Below are 7,551 nucleotides of genomic sequence, written 5' to 3'. Positions count from 1 at the left end.
AAGAAATCATCAGTTCAGGACTGTCAATGCCTCATTCACCGCGTTGGTATAATGGAAAACTGTGGCTACTTGAATCGGGCGACGGCAGCATCGGCACGGTTGATCTGCAGACAGGAAAATACGAAGCGATTTGTCATCTGGACGGATTTACACGGGGAATAGATTTCCTGGGACCATTTGCATTTATCGGGATTTCCCAGGTGCGTGAGTCCGCAGTGTTTAGTGGAATCCCGATCACCAAACGTCTGGAAAAACGGATTTCCGGCATGTCGGTAGTCGATCTGCGGTCCGGTCAGGAAGTGGCCTTTGCCCGCTTTGAAGACAAGGTTCAGGAGGTGTTTGCCGTGACCGTTCTGCCGCACCGATTTCCTGAAATGATCCTGCTGCAGGACGATTTGGTGAGCACCACGTATTCCCTGTCAGAAGAGTCGCTGCGCGATGTGGACTGGGTGAACCCTCCTGCTGCCGCGTCAAAAAAATCCGACGAGTCGGCATCAACAGGCTGATTGCGGTATCGGCTGGACCGCCATGTTTTCCATCTGTTCCTGTCCGGGATGCGTCCGCTCGTTTGCGTTTGAAGCAGCTTGCCGGAAATTCGTGGTTTTCAACCGGGTGATGGGTTCAGGTTTCACCGCCAGGGCCGAGGAAATCCCCCAATGGTGTACCCGATGAACACCATGAGCAGCAGCATCCACGGCCGTCTGTTCAGAGCAAGACGCATGTTCGAGCCTCCACAATGATTTAGGTTCAGCACACCTCGGTCTTCAGGTGTGAAATCCAGCCAGTCCGTCATTATACGGGACCACTGGCAGGCCGTCTGGAAACCGTATCGAGTGTCGACTGTTCCTGCCGCTCGGGTCGTGCGATACACTGTGCCGTGTTATTGTTGTCGGTCGTGTTACTGGATCGGGATCCGGGGACGTCCACAATTGTGATCATCTTCGATGTCTGTGCTGCAGGCTGACTGCAGCGGTCTGGCGGGGACTGACTGATGGCTGATACAGAACCAATTCTGCGGCCTTTGACCGAAGGCGATCGCCACGCCGTGGGAGAGTTGATCTTTGCCTCGATCAACGTCTGGTATGCAAATCACGGGTGTCCGGCGATCTTTTCCTGCCAGCCACAGGATGTCGAGATATTTTTTGATACGTATCACGATCTGACACCAGGACATTCGATCGCAGCTGAACATCCGGAAACCGGAGTGCTGATGGCGTCCTGCTTTTATCACCCTCGTGAGACGCATGTCAGCCTGGGAATCATGACCGTCAGCCCTAATCATTTCAGCAGCGGCCTGGGGGGCAAACTGCTCAGGCATATCATTGACTACACCGACGACAACGGCTTCCCCTCGCTGCGACTGACGCAGAGTGCAATCAACGTCGATTCGTTTTCTCTTTACAACAAATACGGATTTGTACCTCGATACAGCTATCAGGATATGATTTTCCAGGTCCCGCACGAGGGCCTGAATCTTAATCATCCAGGTCGAGACCGTATTCGGCCTGCGACGACCGAAGATGTCGATGCCATGGCGGATCTGGAACAGGACGTTAGTGGGATCAGTCGTAAAACGGATTACCGTTACTGCATTCAGAATGCCCGCGGCTTATGGCGAGTGAACATCATTGAGTCTCCGGCCGGTGATGTCGACGGATTCCTGATGTCATCCAGGCATCCGGCATCCAATATGCTGGGTCCCGGTGTTACGCGCAGCGAAGACGATGCTGCCGCACTCATTGCTGCGGAACTGGACCAGTACAAAGGCGGAATGCCGGTGGCCGTGATTCCAATGGAGAAAACGACACTCGTACGTCAGATGTACGACTGGGGTGCCCGCAACTGTGAAATGCATTTCTGTCAGGTGCGAGGGGAGTTCCAGCCTTTCAACGGAGTGAACATTCCTGCATTTCTTCCTGAAACTGCCTGATCTCAAGATATCGCCGGAAGCTTCCGTCCTGCGGCTGCGATTGGTCCAGGCATGAACGATGTTTTACGTCACCGGCACGCAGGAAAATCGGGTACCCAAAGTTCGCATTCTAAACAACTGAGATTGCCTGGTCGATCTGTATTTGCCGGGCGAGACTGACGGGCAGTGACAACCAACAGACCTGGCAGGACACACAAATCCGGCAGGGAATGAATGAACACGACCACGAGCTTAGCGGGGTGCGTTGAGTAGCCTGTGTGTCTAGGCGGCGATCATGAGTTCTGTCCCAACCGCGTCAATCTGTTCCGCGTCAATTCCGGACAGTTCATCCACCCGGCCTACCAGCAATGCCATATGACACAGGCGATTAAGCCGTCTGGGGTTTCCCTGACTGACCTGATGGAGCTGTTTCAAAGCATTTTCTGTAAAGATTGTTTCCGCGGCGCCGCAGGTCTTCATTCGGCCCTGGACGTAGTTACGGATTTCTTTTTCAGACATGCCCGTCAGTCGTGCAGTGACGGCAATTCGCTCTCGAAGTTGTGGCTGTCGGGACAATTGAGAAGCCAGGATCGGTTGTCCTGCCAGCACGACGGTCAAATTAATTTCATCATCGATATCCTGCAGATTAAGTAGCGGCAGCAGGACATCTGTCATCACTGTGGGATGCAACAACTGGGCATCATCGAAGCAGATGATCGGATGCTGCTCAGCAGCATTCGATCGTCGAAAACCTGTGGCAATATTCTGCAGCAGTTCATCCGGTCGATCGGTGACGGCAACCGGGGTGTCTGAAATCTGGGAGCTCAGAAGCCTTAACTGTTCGGTGGCCTGTAGTCCCGGAAATGCCAGATAGATGAAAGGCTCCGGCCCAGGACCGTCTGCTTCGAGTTGTTTTAACAACGTCGTTTTACCGAGTCCGGATTCACCAAGAATGACTGCGCAACCTGCACCGTTATCGACACAGTACTGCAGTCGCAGCAATGCTGCCTGCTGCGACACCGTGCCAATGCTCTCAGAAACCGGTAGTCGATAGGGAAACGGCTGGTCGGTGAGATGCCAGTAGTCCAGGTACATGTTCGTTCATCTTGTGGGTGGAAGGAGAACGTGCAGACGGAAATGATTCAGTTGACGACAGTCAGTGACCTAACCCGCAGTGACTACTGCAGTGGTTCAATGCGACCGGCGAAACGCAGTGTCGGACGAACGGCAGTGCGCGATGATGTTTGCGACGAGTGATAGACATCATGACGGTGTTGTTGCGGTGAAGACTGAGGAGGCAGAACCTGCGTAACTGAATTGTCCTGTGACGGATCGGAGGAATTTACGCTGAGATCCTGATTTGGCTGGTCCGGAGATACCGTTTGATTGGTCAGTTTCAGGTCATTTGTGACATTGTGCACTGGTAATTCCGCCTGTGGCAGATCTTCGACTGTATGTCCGGTTTCGACCGGACGTGGACGGTCTTCCACAAAGAAGTATCCACACAGCATCAGCAGCACGATCACACCGATCAGGATTCGGCGTGATCCGGACATTCCGGCCGGCCCATGACCGGCCCGGACGTCTGCGACTGGGTGTGTCCCGGACGAGGTGATGTTTTTTCTTTTACTGTCTGTCACCATTCGTCCTTGAACCAGGCTGTGATTTCAGGCACCCTGCCAATATCAGATTCGCATATTATGGTGTTAAATCGTCAGCCCGACGGTCCGAACTTGATGTTTCTGACGATTGTAAGATGTAGCCGTCGGCAGTTCGGCAAAAGTTGCTGTTTACGAACCGGAAGTACGCTGCGCGACCGTTTCTGTACAGGATCCCGCGTGTCACGAACGCAACCGGTCTGGGACATCAAATGTTGCGTCTGTGGCACACAGAGTTCGCGGACGTGTGAAAACGGCGTGATTTTTTCAGAAACCGATGTCGGCATCCGGTTTGCTCTGTGTCTGCTGAAAATGGTCCCCGCACGTGGGACGACAACCGGCAATCTGAGCGGACTGCACTTGTGAAACTGGCCTACCTCACCGAACTGGCTGCACTATTATCTTCCCACAGCCATTTGTGGATTCAACAGCCGCAGGGGCTGTCCAGTACACTGCTGGGTGAATTTTATGTGCAGTCACGTAACCGATTCAATCGATGGCATCGTCGTCTGAACGATTCGGAAAACAGTGTGATCGTGCAGGATCCTCAGCAGTTGACCGGTCTTAATCCGGTACGTCCGCCTATTCAGTCAATCACTGAGCAGATTCTTATCAATGATCTGCTCAATCGAGTGTGGACTGTGATGACGACTTGTGTTGATCGTCATCGTCGGGAAGATCGCGTTGGGAAGCTGATGAGTAACGTATTTCGAGGACATCTTGTTATTCGAAAAAAGGCCTTGAACCGGTGTTTCAATGACACGTCACTCAGTAGAGAGCAGGTCAACCTGATCAATCAACTTCGAGCTTCCACGGAACGCTGGTCCGATCTGCTGTGTTCTGTGATGATGGGTGAATTTGGTTTGTGGGAGTACGCTCATGACAGGGCACGTGCGCAGGACTTCTTTCAGGGGCAATTTGCTCAAGGCCTGATGAAACCTGGTCATCACGTCTGGACACTGATACTGAGTGGGCTTCGCCAGAGTTTTCCAGAACAAGGCGGATTGGGCGCTCGACTGGACGACGACGATCGATTGATTGCAGGAATCATAATGGAGGCGTTTCCCGAGGCAGTGGGACACCCGTCAGTCCGGTCCGGTTCAACACAGGTCCAGGCGGAACAGTAGCGCTCTGTGATTTCTGACCTTTTTCTTCAGTAACAAACCGGGAAACCCGGCGAGAGATGGTCAGGTAAAATGTGTTTGACAGAGCATGAAGTCTGGTCGTGCAGAACGTCTCGGCAATTTACTGAACTTCGCGATCAGGCTTCAAATTGAACTCGCCGGCTGGTGGCGAAAACCGATCAGCCCCGCCATTCCAAATACCGAAGAAAAGCACAGCAGGACTCCGCAGGACGAGAGCACCGTCAGTGTGTTCGGAACTTCAGCAGCCAGGATCTCCCGAGAAGCAGTCAGTGACCACGCATGTGGAGTTATCAAACTGATCTGCTGCAGGAACTCGGGTGTCAAATGGCGTGGTATGAGGCAACCACTGATGCCACCGGTCGTCAGGACAAGCAGGTTTCCCCATGCTGATACCTGTGCGTCGGTTCGTGCCAGAGCAGCGAATGCCAGCCCCATTGTTGTTGCGGCAAGTGACGTACTCACCACCAGTGGTGCAAACAGCCAGGGGCGGTTGCCGGGATCCATGCCGAAAATCAAAACTCCTGATACCAGCAGCAACACAGTCTGGACAATGGAAATCAGTAGAAACGGCAGTGTCTTGCCGACCATGATCGATGCCGTCGATACAGGGGCGACCCGCAGACGCAGCAAGGTTCCGAGGTCACGTTCCTGAATGAAGGATCGTCCCATAATGTTCACCAGAAAAAATACAAACAGGACCGTGAATCCAGGAACAATCGCCCGATACACTCGCGACGGATCTTCGCTGCCCTGCGTCAACTTGGACGGTGAGACCTCAGTCGGCGTTGTGTTTTGATCGCGACGTGAAACAAGTTCCTTTCCTGATATTCCGATCACAGAAATCAGAACCAGAGGTAACGCCAGCAATACGATCAGAGCCCGCCGGTCCCGCATCAACAGACGCAGATCTTTAAGTGTAATTACGATGGCGTGCATAGTTCGTCCTTGGGTCAGCAGATCGATTGTTTCCGGGTTACGGAGGTCTGCGTCAGTCGCGCAGTCGTGACCCGGTCAATTTCAGAAACAATCGTTCAAGACTCGATTCGTGTGTGCGGATATGAATTAAGGGTATGTTTTGATCAGACAGTCGTGTCATCAGCTGCGCCAGTCGGTGATTCAGAGAATGTCTGGATGACGGTCTGTCTGCGAGTCGAATTGATAAACCGGATTCGGTAATGGAAGTCGTTGCGGATTCCGGAAGAACTAGATTTTCTGCTGCTGTGCTGACCGGTACGACCAGTTCGATTTCACGAGGCACACCGGCGATGAGTTCGGACAATTCATCGCAAATCAGAATCTTTCCATGATCCATGACAGCCACCCGTGAACAGATAGCATGGACTTCGTCCATGTAATGACTGGCATAAATGACTGCAGCCCCCTGTTGTTGTACGGTGCGGACGCAGTCGAGCAGATGAGTACGACTCTGCGGATCCACTCCAACCGTCGGTTCGTCCAGGATTAACAAGCGTGGACGGTGCAGAACGGAGGCAGCAAAGTTGAGTCGACGTTTCATACCTCCCGAGAACGTTCCGGCAGCATCATTCCGCCGTGTCGCGAGTCCGGCCTGACTGAGTGCCTGATCAACACGCTGCCTGAGTCGTGTTCCGGACAGATTGTAAAGGGAACCAAAGAATGACAGGTTCTCTTCAGCAGTCAGATCCGGATAAATGGCCAGATCCTGAGGCACGTAGCCCAGACTCTGTCTCGCTTTCCGGGAACCTGCCTCGATATTTCGACCGTCAAGCATAATGCGTCCCGACGTCACCGGCAGCAGACCGCACAACATCGTCATCGTGGTGGATTTTCCGGCACCGTTGGGGCCCAGTAAACCGAAGACTTCACCGGCGGAGATTTCGAACGAGACACCATCAACGGCAACCACCGAACCGAAGCTCCGCCGCAAATCCGATACTTCAAGAAGTGGAGCCATAACACGTGTTGGTTGTTGACCGTTGCAGGAAGTTTCGTGGCTTACACCGGTCGGTACATATGGGTGAGCATCAACATCAGGCCGGCAATGATTCCCACTCGAATATTATCATTGATACGGCTGTCGATAGACTCGAACAGTGCTGCAGCAATGACAGCCGGTGTCACCAGCATCAGTGCCGTCTGAAAACCAACCGGAGCATCGATGGCTTCCGGATTTAGTGTTTCTCCCCGGTAAATCCAGCTGGCCATCATCGACCCTATTCCCACGAACGCCAGCAAACCGCTCCACGTTTTATCCGGATTCCATGGTAGCTTTGGTCCCTGGATCAACAGACCGAACAGAGTTGCCGAACCATCACCAAAAGCCAGGATTGCCAGCAGGGCCAGCGAAAGTTCAAGATGTTGCGGAAACAGCAGCAGCATTATGATTACAGATAACGAATAACCGGCAACCGCGGCCATGCCTCCGGTTTCATTGTTCCGTCGGATCTGTCGAAATCCCCACAGGATTCTGAGTCCAATTACTGTTGCTACACCCATAAAAATCCAGCGAAGAGTTGGTGACACCGGATCAGCGTGGGGAACAAACTGCAGAATCAACGGCAGGAAACCAGGACTCATATGCCAGATTCGACGTCGCAACTCACGTGATGGGATTGACCCTGTGAACCAAGGACGATTTTCCGAATCGGAATCGATCGTTGAATGGGAATCGTTCATCAAGCCGTCCTTAAATTTCGGTCGACCAAAGCCATGGGGTCGTCGGTAGAATGGCCGGCGGAGACAGATTCGTCAATGTCTGTGTGTTGTCTGTTCGGTCTGGTGCCGGATCGGTTCATTTCAAATTCCCCGATTCCGGATGGTAGTCGGCGGGTATAATCCCGGATTACAATTGGTCGGGTTA

8 protein-coding genes are annotated in these 7,551 nt (G+C 53.0%); 3 read left to right on the top strand and 5 right to left on the bottom strand.

The window, feature by feature from the left end; all coding sequences use genetic code 11:
* A partial coding sequence (locus MK110_17195) for a TIGR03032 family protein (GenBank protein MCH2213043.1) occupies positions 1-506 on the top strand: 506 nt, incomplete at its 5' end.
* A 485-nt stretch (positions 507-991) separates the two neighbouring features.
* Complete coding sequence (locus MK110_17190; protein ID MCH2213042.1) at positions 992-1,930, top strand: GNAT family N-acetyltransferase; 939 nt, start codon at positions 992-994, stop codon at positions 1,928-1,930.
* A 261-nt stretch (positions 1,931-2,191) separates the two neighbouring features.
* On the opposite strand, the gene MK110_17185 is transcribed toward MK110_17190, so the two are convergent.
* A complete protein-coding gene (locus MK110_17185) occupies positions 2,192-3,004 on the bottom strand; it encodes an AAA family ATPase (protein ID MCH2213041.1) in 813 nt (270 codons plus the stop codon).
* 83 nt (positions 3,005-3,087) lie between these two features.
* Positions 3,088-3,465, bottom strand: a complete 378-nt coding sequence (locus tag MK110_17180; protein MCH2213040.1) for a hypothetical protein — start codon at positions 3,463-3,465, stop codon at positions 3,088-3,090.
* Between the two features lie 401 nt (positions 3,466-3,866).
* On the opposite strand from MK110_17180, the gene MK110_17175 reads away from it, so the two are divergent.
* Positions 3,867-4,694 (top strand): hypothetical protein, encoded by an 828-nt coding sequence (locus MK110_17175; protein MCH2213039.1) that lies wholly within the window; start codon positions 3,867-3,869, stop codon positions 4,692-4,694.
* A gap of 141 nt (positions 4,695-4,835) precedes the next feature.
* Here MK110_17175 and MK110_17170 read toward each other — a convergent pair whose 3' ends face one another.
* From MK110_17170 to MK110_17160, 3 genes are read right to left on the bottom strand one after another with little or no spacing between them, the layout of a single operon-like run.
* The gene (locus MK110_17170; GenBank protein MCH2213038.1) at positions 4,836-5,648 is read right to left on the bottom strand and encodes an ABC transporter permease; all 813 of its coding nucleotides are present in this window, start codon (positions 5,646-5,648) and stop codon (positions 4,836-4,838) included.
* 52 nt (positions 5,649-5,700) lie between these two features.
* On the bottom strand, positions 5,701-6,645 hold the full coding sequence (locus MK110_17165; protein MCH2213037.1) for an ABC transporter ATP-binding protein: 945 nt from the start codon (positions 6,643-6,645) through the stop codon (positions 5,701-5,703).
* A gap of 41 nt (positions 6,646-6,686) precedes the next feature.
* Complete coding sequence (locus tag MK110_17160) at positions 6,687-7,367, bottom strand: hypothetical protein (GenBank protein MCH2213036.1); 681 nt, start codon at positions 7,365-7,367, stop codon at positions 6,687-6,689.
* Positions 7,368-7,551 lie beyond the last annotated feature (184 nt).

The sequence above is a fragment of the Fuerstiella sp. genome, assembly GCA_022447225.1.
Classification (GTDB): Bacteria; Planctomycetota; Planctomycetia; order Planctomycetales; family Planctomycetaceae; genus S139-18.
The sequence above is the reverse complement of the archived record's forward strand: the minus strand, read 5'-3'. Positions and strand labels throughout refer to the sequence as shown.

Excerpts from the sequence above, each read along its gene's own strand:
- MK110_17190 (MCH2213042.1), top strand. The coding sequence starts at position 992 with ATGGCTGATACAGAACCAATTCTGCGGCCTTTGACCGAAGGCGATCGC.
- MK110_17185 (MCH2213041.1), bottom strand. The coding sequence starts at position 3,004 with ATGTACCTGGACTACTGGCATCTCACCGACCAGCCGTTTCCCTATCGA.
- MK110_17180 (MCH2213040.1), bottom strand. The coding sequence starts at position 3,465 with ATGTCCGGATCACGCCGAATCCTGATCGGTGTGATCGTGCTGCTGATG.
- MK110_17170 (MCH2213038.1), bottom strand. The coding sequence starts at position 5,648 with ATGCACGCCATCGTAATTACACTTAAAGATCTGCGTCTGTTGATGCGG.
- MK110_17165 (MCH2213037.1), bottom strand. The coding sequence starts at position 6,645 with ATGGCTCCACTTCTTGAAGTATCGGATTTGCGGCGGAGCTTCGGTTCG.
- MK110_17160 (MCH2213036.1), bottom strand. The coding sequence starts at position 7,367 with ATGAACGATTCCCATTCAACGATCGATTCCGATTCGGAAAATCGTCCT.